At 44.4% G+C, this 16,433-nt stretch carries 12 protein-coding genes; 8 read left to right on the forward strand and 4 right to left on the reverse strand.

Annotation, left to right across the window (positions count from 1 at the left end):
• Positions 1-129 precede the first annotated feature (129 nt).
• From V7R35_RS12730 to V7R35_RS12750, 5 genes are all read left to right on the forward strand, one after another.
• Positions 130-1,932, forward strand: a complete 1,803-nt coding sequence (locus V7R35_RS12730; RefSeq protein ID WP_334015239.1) for an acyl-CoA dehydrogenase — start codon at positions 130-132, stop codon at positions 1,930-1,932.
• An 88-nt stretch (positions 1,933-2,020) separates the two neighbouring features.
• Positions 2,021-2,788: an SDR family NAD(P)-dependent oxidoreductase gene (locus V7R35_RS12735; protein ID WP_334015241.1), complete on the forward strand. Its 768-nt coding sequence runs from the start codon at positions 2,021-2,023 to the stop codon at positions 2,786-2,788.
• A gap of 30 nt (positions 2,789-2,818) precedes the next feature.
• A complete protein-coding gene (locus V7R35_RS12740) occupies positions 2,819-3,580 on the forward strand; it encodes an SDR family oxidoreductase (protein ID WP_334015242.1) in 762 nt (253 codons plus the stop codon).
• A 28-nt stretch (positions 3,581-3,608) separates the two neighbouring features.
• Positions 3,609-4,073 carry a YaiI/YqxD family protein gene (locus tag V7R35_RS12745; protein ID WP_334015243.1) on the forward strand — a complete coding sequence of 155 codons (465 nt, stop codon included), beginning with the start codon at positions 3,609-3,611 and terminating at the stop codon, positions 4,071-4,073.
• Between the two features lie 237 nt (positions 4,074-4,310).
• Positions 4,311-5,873 (forward strand): hypothetical protein, encoded by a 1,563-nt coding sequence (locus tag V7R35_RS12750; protein ID WP_334015244.1) that lies wholly within the window; start codon positions 4,311-4,313, stop codon positions 5,871-5,873.
• A gap of 79 nt (positions 5,874-5,952) precedes the next feature.
• On the opposite strand, the gene V7R35_RS12755 is transcribed toward V7R35_RS12750, so the two are convergent.
• The 3 genes from V7R35_RS12755 to V7R35_RS12765 form a co-directional block, all read right to left on the reverse strand.
• A complete protein-coding gene (locus tag V7R35_RS12755; RefSeq protein WP_334015245.1) occupies positions 5,953-7,143 on the reverse strand; it encodes an amino acid aminotransferase in 1,191 nt (396 codons plus the stop codon).
• 247 nt (positions 7,144-7,390) lie between these two features.
• Positions 7,391-9,556 (reverse strand): S46 family peptidase, encoded by a 2,166-nt coding sequence (locus tag V7R35_RS12760; RefSeq protein WP_334015246.1) that lies wholly within the window; start codon positions 9,554-9,556, stop codon positions 7,391-7,393.
• Between the two features lie 286 nt (positions 9,557-9,842).
• Positions 9,843-10,652 (reverse strand): NRDE family protein, encoded by an 810-nt coding sequence (locus V7R35_RS12765; RefSeq protein WP_334015247.1) that lies wholly within the window; start codon positions 10,650-10,652, stop codon positions 9,843-9,845.
• A gap of 265 nt (positions 10,653-10,917) precedes the next feature.
• On the opposite strand from V7R35_RS12765, the gene V7R35_RS12770 reads away from it, so the two are divergent.
• The gene (locus V7R35_RS12770) at positions 10,918-11,565 is read left to right on the forward strand and encodes a 1-acyl-sn-glycerol-3-phosphate acyltransferase (RefSeq protein WP_334015248.1); all 648 of its coding nucleotides are present in this window, start codon (positions 10,918-10,920) and stop codon (positions 11,563-11,565) included.
• Between the two features lie 88 nt (positions 11,566-11,653).
• On the forward strand, positions 11,654-12,895 hold the full coding sequence (locus tag V7R35_RS12775; protein ID WP_334015249.1) for a cystathionine gamma-synthase family protein: 1,242 nt from the start codon (positions 11,654-11,656) through the stop codon (positions 12,893-12,895).
• Between the two features lie 143 nt (positions 12,896-13,038).
• Here V7R35_RS12775 and V7R35_RS12780 read toward each other — a convergent pair whose 3' ends face one another.
• The gene (locus V7R35_RS12780) at positions 13,039-15,510 is read right to left on the reverse strand and encodes a CHRD domain-containing protein (RefSeq protein ID WP_334015250.1); all 2,472 of its coding nucleotides are present in this window, start codon (positions 15,508-15,510) and stop codon (positions 13,039-13,041) included.
• A gap of 255 nt (positions 15,511-15,765) precedes the next feature.
• Between V7R35_RS12780 and V7R35_RS12785 the strand changes: the two genes are divergently transcribed.
• Positions 15,766-16,365, forward strand: a complete 600-nt coding sequence (locus tag V7R35_RS12785; protein ID WP_334015251.1) for an FMN-dependent NADH-azoreductase — start codon at positions 15,766-15,768, stop codon at positions 16,363-16,365.
• Positions 16,366-16,433: the final 68 nt, after the last annotated feature.

Raw genomic sequence — 16,433 nt, forward strand, 5'->3', positions numbered from 1 at the left:
TTACATTTATTTTTTGTAATAAGTAAAAGTTATAGGTGTCGGTTTTCACCATTATTGTGTCATTAATGACAATAAAGCGAGTGTAACGGATATGCCACAATGTGTTAACAAGAAATCGTGGAGGACACCATGGCAGATCAACTCATTCCCCGTCGTGAAATGCAATTCCAGCTTTATGAAGTATTGAACACAGCTGAATTATGCAACAAGACACGCTTTGAAGAGCACAATACAGAAACTTTTAACGCCGTCATTGATATGGCTGAAAAAATGGCTGAAGAACTGTTTCTTCCCCACAATGCCGTTGCCGATAAAAACGAGCCTACCTTTGATGGCCAAAAAGTATCGATGATTGACGACGTTAAAATAGCGTTCGACACGTATCGTGAATCGGGTTTTATTGCGGGTCATTTTGACTTTGAAGACGGTGGTATGCAGCTTCCGGTTACCGTAATGAATGCTTGTGCGGGCTATTTTTTAGCAGCTAACCCGTCTACAACAGCTTATCCATTTCTCACTGCGGCAGCCGCTAACGTGATTAAGCATTTTGCCTCAAGCGATATTAAAGACGCGTTTCTAGCGAAAATGCTAACGGGTGATTTTACCGGCACCATGGCGCTAACTGAGCCACATGCTGGCTCATCGCTTGCCGATATTCGCACATCAGCGCGCTTACAAGACGACGGCACTTATCGCTTAAAAGGCAGTAAAATTTATATTTCGGGCGGTGAGCATGAACTTTCAGACAATATAGTTCATTTGGTTTTAGCGAAAATTCCTGGTGGTCCAGCCGGTGTTAAAGGCATAAGCCTTTTTGCTGTGCCTAAATACCGATTAGATGCTGAAGGCAACCCGGGCGCTCGTAACGACGTAACGCTAGCAGGTCTAATTCACAAAATGGGTTATCGCGGTACGACTTCAACTGCGTTGACGTTTGGTGAAAATGGCGATTGTCATGGTTATCTCATAGGCGAGCCTCACCAAGGTTTGCGCTATATGTTTATGATGATGAACGAAGCGCGCATTGGCGTTGGATACGGTGCCGCAATGATAGGCTACCGTGGTTATCGCTACTCGTTAGACTATGCTAAAGATCGCACCCAAGGCCGTGCAGCGCCTAACTTAGCGCCGGAAGACGACCCAACGCCTATTATTAATCATGGTGACGTGCGTCGTATGTTGTTAGCACAAAAAGCATATTGTGAAGGCGGTATGTCGCTGTGTTTGTATGGCAGCATGTTAATTGACGAGCTTGAAACAGAGACTGACGAAAGCAAACGTACTGAATTATCACAACTACTTGATTTGTTAACGCCGGTATTCAAAGCCTGGCCATCGGAATTTGGCCCTAAAGCCAACGACCTAGCTATTCAAATTTTAGGTGGTGCTGGATATACAAGAGAATATCCGGTTGAACAGTGCTGGCGCGACAATCGCCTTAACCCAATACATGAAGGTACTAATGGTATTCAAGCGCTGGACTTACTTGGCCGTAAGCTATGGCAGCATGACGGTAAAGGCCTACAGGTATTGCTGTCACGCGTTACCGCTGACATGAAACGGGCAGAAACCCCGCGCGCACAAGCATTGGCCGGAAAGTTAAAGCCTTATTTAGACAAGTTAGGCGCACTTATTCAACAAGCTGCAGGCGACTTGCGCTCTAGTAATCAATCAGTTTTGTTAACGAATGCAAGCTGCTTCTTAAACATATTCTCAAGTTGTGTCGTGAGCTGGATATGGCTTCGCCAGGCCAATGTGGCAGAGCAAGCGCTACTTACTGATAACAGCCCACAAGATTCCGACTTTTATGAGGGTAAACTTGCAGCAGCAGAATACTTTTTAAATTGGGAACTTCCGCTGGTCTCTCGTGATATTGAAGTATTAACTTCAAACGACGCGACCTGCAACGACGTTAAAGCAAGTTACTTTTAAGTGCGACCTGTTTTCAGAGCCACTTATTTTTTACAGATACATAAGTAACGAACAACAACGCAACGCTGTTTAAAACGGAGCAATAACAATGAACGAAGCAGCAAACGTAAATGGAAAACATATTGTGATCACCGGCGGTGGTTCCGGTATTGGGGCAGCATCTGCTCTCATTTTAGCAAAACGCGGTGCCCTTGTTGGTGTGGCTGACCTTAATGAAGAGAATGCAAAACGTGTGGTTGCTGATATCCAGCAAGCAGGCGGTAAAGGTTATGCTGTTGGTGTGGATGTAACCGACCCAGAACAAGTAAAAGCCATGTTTACCACTGCGCTATCACACTCAGAAAAAATTGATGTCATCATCAATAACGCTGGCATAGACCATTTCCCAGCACCGCTCACTGAAGTAGACGATGCTATGTTTATGAAAAACATTCAGGTGAATTTAGCGGGTGTGTGGTATTGCATGAAAAATGCGCTAAAGCACATGACGGCAACGGGCGGAGGCCATATCATCAATATAGCTTCAGTGGCTGGTTTACGCTCAGCTCCCATGATTAGTGCTTACAGTGCGTCTAAGCATGGTGTTATCGGCTTAACAAAATCGGCAGCAGTGGAATATGCGCGAGCAAACATACGTGTTAATGCAGTATGTCCAAGTTTTGTCGATACGCCAATGGTACAGGGCGTACTTTCAAAGTTAGACGAACATGGTCAAAAAGGCCTAGTAGGTGCAAACCCAATGAAGCGCTTAGGCAAACCAGAAGAAATTGCCAATGCCATTGCGTGGTTATGTAGCGACGAGTCATCATTTATGACGGGTCAATCGGTGGTACTTGACGGTGGTATGCTGGCCTAAAGCCAACAACAAAAAGCAAAGGAAACGTACATGAAAGAGTTATTCGATTTAACAGGTAAAGTGGCTTTAGTAACAGGCGCTAGCCGCGGAATTGGTGAGTCAATTGCGCGCCTACTGGCACAATACGGCGCTCACGTAATCGTATCGAGCCGTAAGATTGATGGTTGTGAAGCGGTTGCCTCTTCTATTCGCGACGCAGGTGGAAAGGCAACTGCGCTTGCGTGCCATGTAGGCGAGATGGAGCAAATTACGGCAACGTTTGAAACCATCAAGCGCGATTTTGGAAAACTAGACATTCTAGTAAACAACGCGGCGGCTAACCCATTCTTTGGGCATATTCTTGATACCGATTTAGGTGCTTATAACAAAACAGTAGATGTGAATATTCGTGGTTACTTCTTTATGTCTATTGAAGCTGGCAAAATAATGAAAGAGCAGGGCGGTGGCGTTATCTTAAATACGGCGTCGGTAAACGGTGTTACACCTGGCGACATGCAGGGTATCTACTCCATTACAAAAGCAGCGGTTATCAGCATGACCAAATCGTTTGCTAAAGAGTGCGGTAAGTTAAACATTCGCGTAAATGCGCTTTTACCTGGGCTAACCGATACAAAGTTCGCTTCTGCACTAACCACTAACGAGCAGATTTTAAAACACGCACTTAAGGTTATTCCACTGGGCCGCGTTGCCGACCCTGACGAGATGGCAGGAACGGTACTGTACCTAGTTTCAGATGCTTCAAGCTACACTACCGGCACGACAGTAGTGGTAGATGGTGGTATGCTTGCGTAAATAGATATAACGTTTACGAGAGCACAACATGCATATATGGGTAGATGCTGACGCATGCCCAGCCGTTATCAAAGATATTTTGTTTAAGGCAGCCCGACGTACAGGGTTGCCTTTGTCTTTGGTGGCTAACCATTCTATGTCTGTACCACCAGACAAACACATAACACTAACTCTAGTGCCATCAGGCTTCGATGCTGCCGACGATTATATTGTTGAGAAGTGTGAGGCTGGCGATCTTGTTATTACTTCTGATATTCCGTTGGCATCTGATGTGCTAGGTAAAAACGCGCTTGCACTTAACACACGTGGCGATGAGTTTGACAAGTCATCAATTCGTGCAGCCCTCACTATGCGAGATTTTATGGATACCATGCGCTCTAGTGGTGAGCATACTGGTGGACCAAAGGCATTTTCACAGCGAGATAAGCAAAATTTTGCGAATGCGCTCGATAGATTATTAACGCAGGGGCTTAAGGCAAAAAAACGGCAGTGACGCAACCGTTTTAACAGGTGTACCGACCAGCGTCTGTTAAGTTGATTAGTAAGCGCGTTCTGTTTATTCTCAATATAACTATTAATGCAACTAAGCCAATAGAGATTTACGCCGATAAAGATTTACGCCAATAGGGTTGGGTAAAAAGAGGATTTTCTCTTTAGTTGCGTCTACTAGCTAAAAAATAATGACAGCTGACCCGTTAAAAAGTCAGTGATAAAAAGAAGTGTGGGAACAATGCTAATTGATAGCAAGACAAAACCTAAAAAGCATGGATGGGCTGAAGAGAAGCTTTCTCAAATTCCCGTCATGGTGAGCGAGATATCACGGAAAATCACGGACTATCGCCAAAGCTATCAAGAACTAGTAAAAGACGCTGCGCATTTCTTTGAAGACTATCAAAACGATCATAGAACGCTATCTGTTCTAAAACGCAAAGTAAAAACATACCAAGATCAAATTGAAGTCATTGAAAACTACCGAAAAGAAAAAGGAAAGTACCCCAGCATAAAGGGCCAACCCTCAACACAGCGTTATATTGCCCGCCTTGTCGCGCAGCAAGCATCCAGCGATAACGAACTAAGGGCCTTAGAAGAAAAAATTCGGCGAGAGCGCAACAGGCGTTACGAACACGTCGACAATTTAACCGACTACATGCTTAATTTGCTAAATGGCGAGCGTATTTTTAGTCAGTTTTTAGGTACTATTGCGCTTTCAACGCCATCGCCTCAAGAAAAAGTACGTCATGTACGAAACGAACGATGCAAACCTATTTACGTAACTGCGTTAGTTATTGCGCTCTTTGACGAGTTGCGTAAAACCAGACACTTCGACGACCCATTTCTTAGCAACGAGATTGCCCGTATTTTTCCAGATGGTGAAACCTTCAGCCTGATGGCGGACAAAGTTAGCAGCAGCGCAAATAGTGCAAGAGATGTTAAGTCAATGCCAGCTGATATGAAAATGGCGTATCGTGAAAACGTGTTAAAGCCTATTGCTAAAGCTGCGCTATTGCAGTCAATTGGGATGCATAGCCCAGAAGCCAACGCGCTTTTAGGTGATGATCGTTATCGTAAGCTTGATAACGATGATCGCATAAAACTGCTGTCGATAATTGAGCGTAAAACGAATGACTATTTACGATTAGGCATAGGCATTCCATCAATGCCCTTTAACAGCAAAGAACAAAAAGCGGCGTTTGAAGAGCATGAAAAGCGGCAGCTTGCTTTTATGCTTAAGCTTTTGAGAATGCTGAATGCACCGCGAAGCGAATTAGGTGACTTACTGCGTATTCCCATGACTTACGCCTCTTTTGTGTTGTCTACTAAAGAAGAGTTTGATTATCAGCAAATTTATCAAGCTTACGATGTACTGAGCGACGGAGCGTCAGCCAATCGCTACAGAAACGACTACGTTAATGCTTTTTGTAAAATGGTAGGGCGTTTTCCACTGGGGTCAGGGCTTTATGTTGTTCAAAAAGATTCAGGTGAAATAGAGAAAGCCATTGTGTCTTCGCTGTTTCCAGAGAATGTGGACGAGCCTATTTGTAAAATCATAACGCGCAGACAAATACAGTTTTTAAGTCACGCCGAAGTAGTTATATCGAAAGCAAGTAATTTGTTTTTTGCTGAAAGTCGACGAGAAAGCCATTTCGATAGAGAGTTTCTGGAAGCGCGTTATCGAAAAGAATATACATGGAACGCAACAGACGTTTGGGAAACTCAAGTACCGTCTATAGAGTTTTGGAAACGAGATGAAATTCGCCGATACAACGGCGCTTATAATCCAGACTCATATTAAAAAAGCCGCTGTTAAAGCGGCTTTTTTGTGCGTTTTCATAAACCGCCTACGGTGGCAGGCGGTTGAAACTGTTGATGTGTTACAGCACCGACACTAGTGCTTTTGCAAGCGTCTCAACGTTCTGCTGATTGATACCCGCAATGTTTACACGGCTTGAATCGACAAAGTATACGCTGTGTTTTTCACGTACTTCACGTACTTGTTCTGGTGTAATGCACAAGAACGAGAACATGCCTTTTTGTTCGTTTACGAAGCTAAAGTCTTTAGGCGAGCCATTGTCATGAAGGTTTTGAACTAACATGGCACGTAGAGACTTCATGCGGTTACGCATATCGTTTACTTCCGTTACCCATTCGTTGTTCAAGGCTTCATCAGCTAAGATGATGTCTACCAATGCGCCGCCATAGCTTGGTGGCATAGAATAGATACCACGTGCAATAGACTGAATTTGACCTTGTGCAATTTTACGGGTTTCAGAGTCAGCTGTAATAATAGCTGCCAGTCCTACACGTTCACGATACAGGCCGAAGTTTTTCGAACATGAAGCCGCTACGATAACCTCTGGTAGGTTTTCAACTAATAGACGCATGCCGTAAGCATCTTCATCTAAACCTTCGCCGAAGCCTAGGTAAGCAACGTCGATGAAAGGTAAGAATTCACGCTCTTTTGCGACTTCAAGTACTTCATCCCATTGTGCGTTAGTTAAATCAGCACCCGTTGGGTTATGACAGCAGCCGTGAAGCAATACTATATCGCCTTTCTCTACTTTACGTAGCGTATCCATCATCGCATCGAAGCGAATGCTGGCAGACGCTTTATCGAAGTAGGGGTAGGTTTCAATAGTAAGGCCTGCAGAGCCGATAAGTGGAATATGGTTTGCCCATGTAGGATCGCTCACCCACACTTTTGCGTTGTCGTTACAACGCGCAAGTAATTCTGAAAGTATACGTAGGGCACCGCAACCACCTGGTGCTTGAACAGCGGCAACACGATCGGCAAGTAGTACTGGGCTGCTTTTACCTAAAAGCAGTGCAAGCATGCCGTCGATGAAACCTTGATTTCCCTGCGGCGTAATGTAGGTTTTGCTTTTCTCTGAATCTAAAAGCACCTTTTGTGCTTTTGCAACACTAGTAAGAATAGGGGTATTACCTTGCTCATCCTTATAAACGCCAACACCTAAATCAATTTTATTTGGGTTGGTGTCTTCGCGATAAGAGGCTGAAAGGCCAAGAATTGGATCTGGGGCAAGATGGGGTAATACTTCAAACACGATATGTCCTCACGTTGGTATGCAAATATTAGCAGGCTGGCATTATGCCATTGATGGTAGAAAAAACGACCCCTAATGGTTGAAAATATTTCAATTAATCTGTTTGTAAAGCTGTAAACGAAAGCGCTATTTCAAAAATGCCGTCAATTAGAAATTTATGTGTAAGCTTCAGGTATAAAAAAGGCCACGTAAAAACATGGCCTTTTAAACGTTATACAAACTTAATCACACTTTGAGTACCGTGGTGTTATTTAACAATCGTCATTTCTTCAATAAGATTGTTAGCACCATCTACGTATTCCATCACCCAAAGCATGTAGCGACTGTCTACATGAATTGTTCGAGTGGTTTTAGGGTCGAAATCCCAGTCAGAGTTTACGCTTTCAAACGTACCGTCAAACAGTAGGCCAATAAGCTCAGCGTTTGCATTTAGCGTAGCCGATCCTGAATTGCCACCGGTCGAGTCTAAATCGGTAAGGAAATTTACAGGTACGCTGTTAATAGCATCTAGTTTATAAGGGCCGTATTGTTTGTCATTGATAAGCGTTAGTTGCTTTTTCGGTGAATCGAATGGCGTTTCGCCAGTATCCTTTTCTGTTATACCTTCTAAACGCGTGAACGGCTCGTAAATAAGCCCGTCTTTAGGCGAACCACCCATTACATTGCCATAAGTTACGCGAAGCGTACTGTTGGCGTCAGGGTACGCTAGGCTTCCCATCGACTTCTGCCATTCAATAATTGCCTGCATGTACTGAGGTCGAAGCGCTGCGGCTTGGCCACTTAGTGCTTTGCGTTTGTCTTCAATGGCCATCTCAGTATCAAAAAGCGCTACCGCTAGCTGAATGAATGGGTCTTCACTCTTCTCAAAATCTTCACGGCTTGCGCTAAGCAGTTTTAGTCGCGTTTCTGTGTCGGTCAGTGTGGTATTAGCATAAAACGCTGATAGCAGTGATTTAAGTTCTTCGCTGCTGGTGTCGCTGGTAATGCCTACTGCTTTGTCAAAAGCGGCTACGCGATTCTCTTCAGGCTGCTGAAGATACATGCTAATCATTTTGTGCCACACGGCCATGTCTACTGAAGGCTCGAAGCGGCGCTCAATACGCTCTACACTTTCTTTTAATCGAATTTGATCGCGCTCTTGGTACCCCGATTCTCTTTTCGCATCAGGCTTTTCGCGTTCAATTGCATTGCGATAAAGGGTTTGTGCAGACGATAGAAGCTGAGCACGACTTAGGTTGTTGTACCAAAAGTTTTGCTTGTTCATTTGCATTTGCTCAACGCTAACCGCGTCTAGCTCAGCAAGCGCCGTTTTAAGTGCTTGTTTGTCGTTCTTTTCAAGCCACGCTGATAGTTGCTCTTCGCGCTGGGCACGGCGTGGTACTAGACCTACACGCTTGGCACCCGACAACTGACCTAATGTGTTCTTGTGAAAGTTATTCAAACCGGCTAGTAACGCTTCGTACTTAATACGAGCGTCGCTGCCTTCTTCAGAGGCGTTTTCAATAGTGTCAATCCACTCGTCAACTAGCGTTAGGTAAGTGGGGTAAAGCCAATCAAACGTGTATTCCACTTGCGATAAGCGAGCATAACGATTTGTTGAGCCTGGGTAGCCTGCAGCCATAACGAAATCGCCGTCTTTCAAACCTGCTGCTGAGACTTTCAAGAAATGCTCTGGTTTATAAGGCACGTTGTCTTCACTGAAATCGGCAGGTTTACCGTCTTTACCTACGTAAGCGCGATAAAATGAGAAGTCGCCAGTGTGTCTTGGCCACATCCAGTTGTCTATATCGCCACCGTATTTGCCAATTGAGTCGGCAGGTGCATAGGCAATACGCACGTCGCGAATTTCCATTTGCTTTATAAGCTTGTATTCAAGACCTTGGAAAAACGACGGCACAGAGCAACGAAAGCCAGCTTCAGACTCACACTCTGCAATTAAGGCTTTGCGGTTTGCTTCTATTAGGTCGTAGCGTTCACGACCTTGAATGGCGCTGTCGATAGTGCCTGTCACCTTGTCGGTTACGTCAGCAAAATCTACGGTAACAAACATTCTTGTTCCCGGCGCTGCTGGCAGCTCTTCACCAATTTTCTTGGCAAGGAAACCATCTTTTAAATAATTATTTTCTGGTGTGCTGTTGTACTGTACCGAACCGCGAGCGCAGTGGTGATTGGTTACCGCTAGCCCTTTGTCAGAAACAAATGAAGCGGAGCAGCCGCCTAATGAGACAATAGCGCCCATAGGAAATGCGGTAAGGTCGTTAATGCTATTTGCTGGAATAGCAAGACCTGTCTTTTTTAAGTCGCCAGCAATAGAGGGGAGCTGTTCAGGCGTGAACATGCCTTCCTTTGCTTCAACGTGCAGCGCGCTACCTAAAAGCGCCGCTGATAAACACAATACACTTATCTTAGACATTGATTATCCTTTTTAACTGTCGTTTATTCTTACGTTTTTATTATTAGCTGTTGAAAGCGTTGGTTGAAGCTATACGTGTTTGTTTGTAGCGTATGCTTTCAACGTGTGCTCTCAAAATATTTCCTTAAGGTATTATTTAAGGTATTCGCTAAATGTAGTGTTATTTTGTAACACTAATGCGTAAACGAATCTAAGCTTTCTTGCAAAAACAACGCTAGCTTATGTTAGAAAATGTAAACACTTCACTTTTTTAAATAACCAAAAAAGCGTGAGGTGTCATAGAAAATCAGGCATCAACAATGCGAAATGCATACTCGCGTGTATCCATTGTGTCCCCAGATACAGAGAATTGGCGCTCTAACCATCTTACTTGTTTGTTGTTATCAACCATTAAAAGGGTAGAAGTGCGGGTACCATACTCAGGGGTTTGTATAAAAATTGAGGAAAGTGCTTTTTCCCACTCATATCCAATGCCGGTATTGGGTAACACTTCATCCGCGGCCTTGTTGTCTTGGCGTAAAATTGCAAACAGTGCTTCAGTGTGAATAGTAGCCGAATTTCTAGTGTAATCTGTTAGGGCATTAACGCCCTGGGTTACTTTTGGCCATGGCGTTACTATGTCGGCATTCGATAAACCAATTACGCCGTCTTCAATAGTATGCAGAGTATTGTTTGCGTTGTTATACACACTCAAATTGCCCGTGCCTTGTTCGGTAACTTGGCCAAAAACTAGGTTGTAACCATTATATTGCTCGCGCGTGGCCTCTAATGTTGTGGCGTGTAACCTGGTGGCGTGTGCCGATGCACCGTAATCAGAAGTGCTTAATAACCAGTTTACTGCCAACTCTCCTCGCGAGACCGCGTTTTGCTTGATGTTGTCTGGCTGTCGCACATTTGTAAGAGCTGCTATTTTTCCGTTACGCGTAACTCCCATCCAAGTGCCTTTTGCTTCCAAATCACGGCCAGCTAATAAATTAGGGTATTCATCCCAAAACTGTGATGGTGCCGTTGGGCGCGCGTGAAACTCATCTCTGTTAGCTGCGATAATAAGGGGGTAGTCTTCTCGAATATTGTTAGCAATAAACAGTATGCACATAGTCACTCTTAAAGGTGGTGTTATAAAAAGCACAAGACAAACGGCGGAAGACTTTTGTTGAAACCAGCACGCCGTGGTTTTCTCGTAGAATAGCATCCTTGGGCAAAAAATATGTTAATGGTTTGTTATTGGTGGCCTTGTGTGCGCGGTTTTATTATTATCACTTCATCGTAAATTCATAAGTAGAATTTCTTTCAGTTTTAGCGTCAATGCAGTTCTTTTAGCTGTGCTATACGCGCATTTTAGTAGTAAGAGAATAATAACAATGACAACCCCTTCAAGTTACAGCGCGAATCAAAATGTTCAACGACGCCCATTGTCACAGGTAACCATCGGCAATAATGTGTCTCGTAAATGGCCTATGTGGTTATCACGATTTGCGTCATGGCTTTTGGAAAAAAGAGGGTGGGCGGTAGAAGGCGAATTCATAAATAGCCGAAAAGCCATTTTGGCAGTAGCACCTCATACGTCTAACTGGGATTTTTTCATTGGGCTATTTGTGGTGTTTTCTTTTCGCTTAAACCTAAATTTCTTTGGAAAACACACCATTTTTACGCCGCCGTTGGGTTCAATAGTGCGCAGGCTAGGCGGCATACCTATCGAGCGCAGCAAAGCACACGGTGTGGTTACTACCATTGCCACGCAAATTAAGCATGCCGACGACTTAATATTAGCGTTAGCACCAGAGGGCACGCGCAGCCCTATTTATCCATGGAAAACAGGTTTTATGCACATTGCTCGCGAGGCTGAAATACCTATTCAAACCATTGGAATAGATTATAAAAAGAAAGCCATTGTGCTTGGCCCAATTATTCATAAAGTGACTAACATAGACGAACAAATGCAAACTATTTATGGGTTTTATGATAATGTTTGCGCAAAATATCCAGAAAACTGCATAACACAGCGTTAGATGCGTTTGCCCACACCTTTAATGTTGAGGGCTTTTAAATCGCTTCCCGTAAATGCGTGTTGCCTACTTATTAATCGGAGCTTCACCCGTGACAAAAATGGGATTCACAACCCGACAAGTACATGCCGATCGTATGCTTAACGCCCCAGAGCATGGTGGCGTTCATAGCAGTACTTCAAACTCAGTGCTTTTCGAATTTTCAGATGCACAAGGCATTATTGATGCGTTTCAAGGAAAGAAAGCGGCGCACGTTTATTCGCGTTCCTCTTCGCCGTCTGTTTCTGCGTTACAAAACATGTTAAACGATTTGGAAGGTGGTGTAGGAGCACTTTGTTTTGCTACCGGAATGGCTGCCATCAGCAGCGCCATTTTTGCGCTAGTAAAAGCAGGCGATCATCTTGTGGTGAGTCAGTTTTTGTTCGGTAATACGCGCAGCTTTTTCGAAACCTTAAAAGACTTCGGCGTTCAGGTAACATTTACCGACGTAACCGATATTGAAGAAGTGAAACACGCTTTTCAGCCCAACACTAAAGGCGTTTATACCGAAACCGTGGCAAACCCAGTTACGCAAGTTGCAGACCTTCGTGGCATTGGTCAATTCTGTGAAGAAAAGAACATTCTGTTTATGGTAGACAACACCATGACACCGCCGCCACTGTTTTTTGCTAAGTCTGTGAAGGCGTCACTAGTATTTTGCTCGCTAACTAAATACATCGCAGGGCATGGCAACGTGCTGGGTGGAGCAGTAGTTGATACGGGCAATTTCAACTGGCAGGGCTTTGATAATATAAAGCCAGTGTATCAGGTTGAAGACAAGGCTCAGTGGGGCCTTACCCAAATTAAAAAGAAAGGATTACGCGACTTGGGTGCAACACTGTCGCCAAATGCAGCGACAGCCATTGCCCTTGGTATGGAAACACTCGATTTACGTATGTCTCGTAATCAATATAACGCAATGCAGCTAGCCACATTCTTAGATAATAACAATGCGGTTGCCAATGTTTATTATCCGGGCTTGGCAGATCATCCACAGCATTTTACAGCGCGTGAGCACCTTCAAGGTGGTTATGGCGCCATTCTCAGTTTCGATTTAATAGAAGGCGCGTGCCCTGTTAAATTTTTAAACGAAATGAAACTGGTTATATGTGCTACTCATTTAGGCGATAACAGAACATTAGCACTTCCTGTTGCGCCCACAATTTATTTCGAGAATACTGCTGAAGAGCGCGAAAATATGGGTATCTCAGAGAATATGATCAGGCTGTCGGTAGGGATAGAAGATACACAAGACTTAATTGCTGATTTCGAGCACGCACTGTCTACCTTGTAAAATACTATCGGCTTATTTAAGGCTAAAAGCGTAAAGGTGATGGTGAAAAGCAGTTGCAGAACGTATTAAACGTATCAGACAACAAAAAAGGGGCTTTCGCCCCTTTTTTAATTCACTTCAATACAAAAATGCAAAGTCAGCGACTATTCGAAGCCAAGCGTAATTTGGCCTCTAATCTCACCGCTTCCGAACGCGGCTGAATGGAAGTTTGTATATAATCCACCAGCTGCCATGGTTTCCATTTGTTCCGCGGTAAGTGTTGTGCTCATAGGTACTGACCAAACGTTAGTTGAACCTTCACCTAGGCCTACCAACACAGGACCATTTTCGCCTGCCGCACCTTCGTGAATATGCGCCATTGTGGCAGTCATTCCCGAAATGGTTACTGCGCCCGACAACGCACCTGTTGTGGTATTCAATGTAAATGCGCCCGCACCAGTTGCGTCTGTAGCTACTGCTGGCACTTCTTGTGCGCCACTTGCAATAATGCCGTATACCTGAATGTTATCTGGTGTAATTTGGCCGCGTATTTCACCGCTAGGATTAGCTTCTGTGTGAATGTTAACGTAATGACCACCAGAGAGAAGCTGCGTTGCGGTTGCTTCATCTAACATAATATAGCCATCTGTCATCCACGTGCCTGCTGTCATCATGCTTTCAGAGAGTGCAACAACAACACCGCCTGTTTCGCCGGCAAACCCGCTATGTATGTGCGCCATAGTAGCGTTTTCAATAGTGGTCACCGCAACAAGCGACACAGAGTTATTGGTTGTATCAAACAGCGCATAACCCGACCCTGAAGCCATAGTCGTTACCGCTGGTACAGACTGGCTTCCGCTTAAGCCAAATGTTACAACTGCTGTAGTGTCCGGTACAATTTGACCGCGAACTTCACCGCTCGGGTTAGTTTCGGTATGTACATTTAAGTACCATTCACCGTTTGTAAGTGCTTCAAAATTACTTGGTGAAATATTTGTTTCAGCTAGTACATATGTGCCATTGCCTGCGTCAGTTAGTGGGAAGGCTACTGGGCCATTCATACCAATGCCGCCATCGTGTACGTGTACGCCTGTTACGTCAGTTAAACCTGAAACATCAACAGATACGCTAAATGCCGGTAGGTCTTCGTCAATTTCAACCACTGCAGTAGCAGTAGACATGGTGTCAACGGCAGGCACTTCCTGCGAACCGCTTAGGCTTACGTTGTAAGTCATGTCTGCATTAAATGCTGGTGGTGGTGGCGCAAGACCGTCAAGCAATGCTAGTTGTGGTAGGTCGCCTTCCATTGCGCCGTCTAACGCAATAGCAGTGTAGATTTCGCCGTTTTCTAACGACAGTACACCTGTTTCAATGGCTGCAGTTTTTGTACCTGTAGGCGTAACGGTTACAACATAGTCGCCTTCAGCTAAGCTTACGTAGCCAGTCTCTACCAAATCTTCTGTCGAGTATGCAATGTCTGCAAACGCTGGGTCCACAGCATCAATCTCTCCATCTGCTGTAACATAAATGTCTACATTACCTGCTGACGGTGAAGCGTGAACAATACGAACGCGTGCTTCAGTAGCAACTGCGCGAGTGTTGTCTACTAAAGCATCTAACTCTGCCATAGCCAACGTGTTGTTTGCGATAGCGGTGTACGACATACCAACTTCTAATGTAAGTTCGGCGTCATCAACCGCCACAACACTGTTGTCGGCATCAGCCACAACATCGATTAAATAGTCGCCTGGCGCTACCGACAAGTAATCGGTGGTGCGAGGGAATTGAATTCCATCAACCAACAATACTTCGTTATTTGCTATAACGTCGACTGCAGGTGCATCACTAATGCCGTGCACAACACGAATATCGGCAGTAGCGTCTGCATCCCATACTTTGAAACTCTCGGTTCCATCGGCTGCAAGTAAGGTTACTGGCGAGTCACCAGTACCTACATTATTTGTTGCCGCAATCAATAAGTCAGCACCATCAGCAAGGTTTACCGTACCAGAATCGTATACCACTGTTGTCTCACCGGCTGGCGTTATACGAATTTGATAGTCACCCGCAGGTACCTGTAGTAAGTCTGTGAAATCTTTAAACTCTGCTGTAACCAGAGGCTGCTCTGCTGTAATGTCAGTGTCTGGCGCGGTAACGTAAATGTCTACCGTTGGCGCCATCGAGGCTGCGTGAACAATTTGTACCTGTGCATTGCCCGCGTCAACTGCTGTTTCTGAACTTGTAACCGTTAGCAACTCTAGCGATTCATCGCCCACGTTACCTACAGCGAAAATGTCATAGTTAATGTCTTCTTCTAGCGTTACATCAGCTTGAAGTACTTCAGCATCATCACCTGGAAGTATTCCCGTAACGCCAATGTCGTAACTACCCGTTGCCACTTCAAAACGCGCTGAAGCGGTTTGGTAGTCAACATTTTCTAAATCGTTAAGTACTGCGTCATTGGCTGTAATTGTAACAAGGGGAGCGTCAGATGAAGCGTGAATAACACGAACGTTTGCAAACGTTGGATCTGGCTCTGGAGTAGGCTGTACAACATTATCGTCGTCGTCATCCGAGCAGCCGATTAAAAATAATGGTAATATGGAACATGCAAGGAGCGTCTTGGTCCTTCTCATATCTTTTATCCTCATAATTGTGTTGTGGCAAACTCGATTACGCGACTTAAGTATGAGAAGATCAAACTCCTTGCAACATTACTTCAATGTAATATTTCCAAATAAGTAACACTTTATAAACATCCAATAAGTCTTACACTCGCGTTTCATTCTATTAAGTAGAATGGTTGCGGTACATTTTTGATATTTTTATTCTGCCCCGTTGCACTAACATAGAGTCATAACACTTACTCGTGTCAAACAATGGAGCGAATTATGAAAACAGTACTAGCAATTTTCTCAAGCCTAAATGGCGAACAAGGTAACTCTTCAAAACTAGCAAACGAATACCTTGCAACACTTGAAAAGAATCATGACGTAACCGTAAAACGCGTCGACCTTTCTAAACTTGACCTTCCGCATTTATCTAGCGATGAAATGCAGTCTTGGATGACACCGGCCGACGAAAGAACCGACGCACAACACGCGTTGGCGAAACGCTCTGACGATATTGTTGAAGCGGTTAAGCAAGCCGATGAATTGGTGCTAGCAGTGCCAATGTACAACTTTGGCGTTCCCTCTAGCTTAAAAGCGTATTTCGATCGTATTGCTCGCGCTGGCATTACGTTTAAGTACACAGAGAATGGCCCAGTAGGCTTACTAGAAAATAAATCTGCCACAGTATTTGCAGCGCGAGGTGGCGTGTATGCAGGAACAGAGTTCGATACGCAATCACCATTTCTACAGCACTTCTTGGGTTTCGTTGGCATCTCTGATGTGAACTTTGTTTATGCAGAAGGGTTGGCGATGGGTGAAGAACAAGCAAAAACAGCATTTGCTGCCGCAAGTGAAAAAATTATTGAACTATCTGCGTAACACATACCCTAAATGAATACGGTTAGTGAAAACCTCGGAAATGCGTTTTTGCTAATTAGTGTGTTCCA

The organism is Alteromonas sp. S167, assembly GCF_036864375.1.
In the GTDB taxonomy this organism is placed as follows: Bacteria; Pseudomonadota; Gammaproteobacteria; order Enterobacterales; family Alteromonadaceae; genus Alteromonas.

Bases quoted from the DNA above. Each gene is read 5' to 3' on its own strand.
- V7R35_RS12770 (WP_334015248.1), top strand. From the start codon at position 10,918: ATGACAACCCCTTCAAGTTACAGCGCGAATCAAAATGTTCAACGACGC.
- V7R35_RS12760 (WP_334015246.1), bottom strand. From the start codon at position 9,556: ATGTCTAAGATAAGTGTATTGTGTTTATCAGCGGCGCTTTTAGGTAGC.
- V7R35_RS12780 (WP_334015250.1), bottom strand. From the start codon at position 15,510: ATGAGAAGGACCAAGACGCTCCTTGCATGTTCCATATTACCATTATTT.
- V7R35_RS12750 (WP_334015244.1), top strand. From the start codon at position 4,311: ATGCTAATTGATAGCAAGACAAAACCTAAAAAGCATGGATGGGCTGAA.
- V7R35_RS12745 (WP_334015243.1), top strand. From the start codon at position 3,609: ATGCATATATGGGTAGATGCTGACGCATGCCCAGCCGTTATCAAAGAT.
- V7R35_RS12730 (WP_334015239.1), top strand. From the start codon at position 130: ATGGCAGATCAACTCATTCCCCGTCGTGAAATGCAATTCCAGCTTTAT.
- V7R35_RS12735 (WP_334015241.1), top strand. From the start codon at position 2,021: ATGAACGAAGCAGCAAACGTAAATGGAAAACATATTGTGATCACCGGC.
- V7R35_RS12740 (WP_334015242.1), top strand. From the start codon at position 2,819: ATGAAAGAGTTATTCGATTTAACAGGTAAAGTGGCTTTAGTAACAGGC.
- V7R35_RS12765 (WP_334015247.1), bottom strand. From the start codon at position 10,652: ATGTGCATACTGTTTATTGCTAACAATATTCGAGAAGACTACCCCCTT.
- V7R35_RS12785 (WP_334015251.1), top strand. From the start codon at position 15,766: ATGAAAACAGTACTAGCAATTTTCTCAAGCCTAAATGGCGAACAAGGT.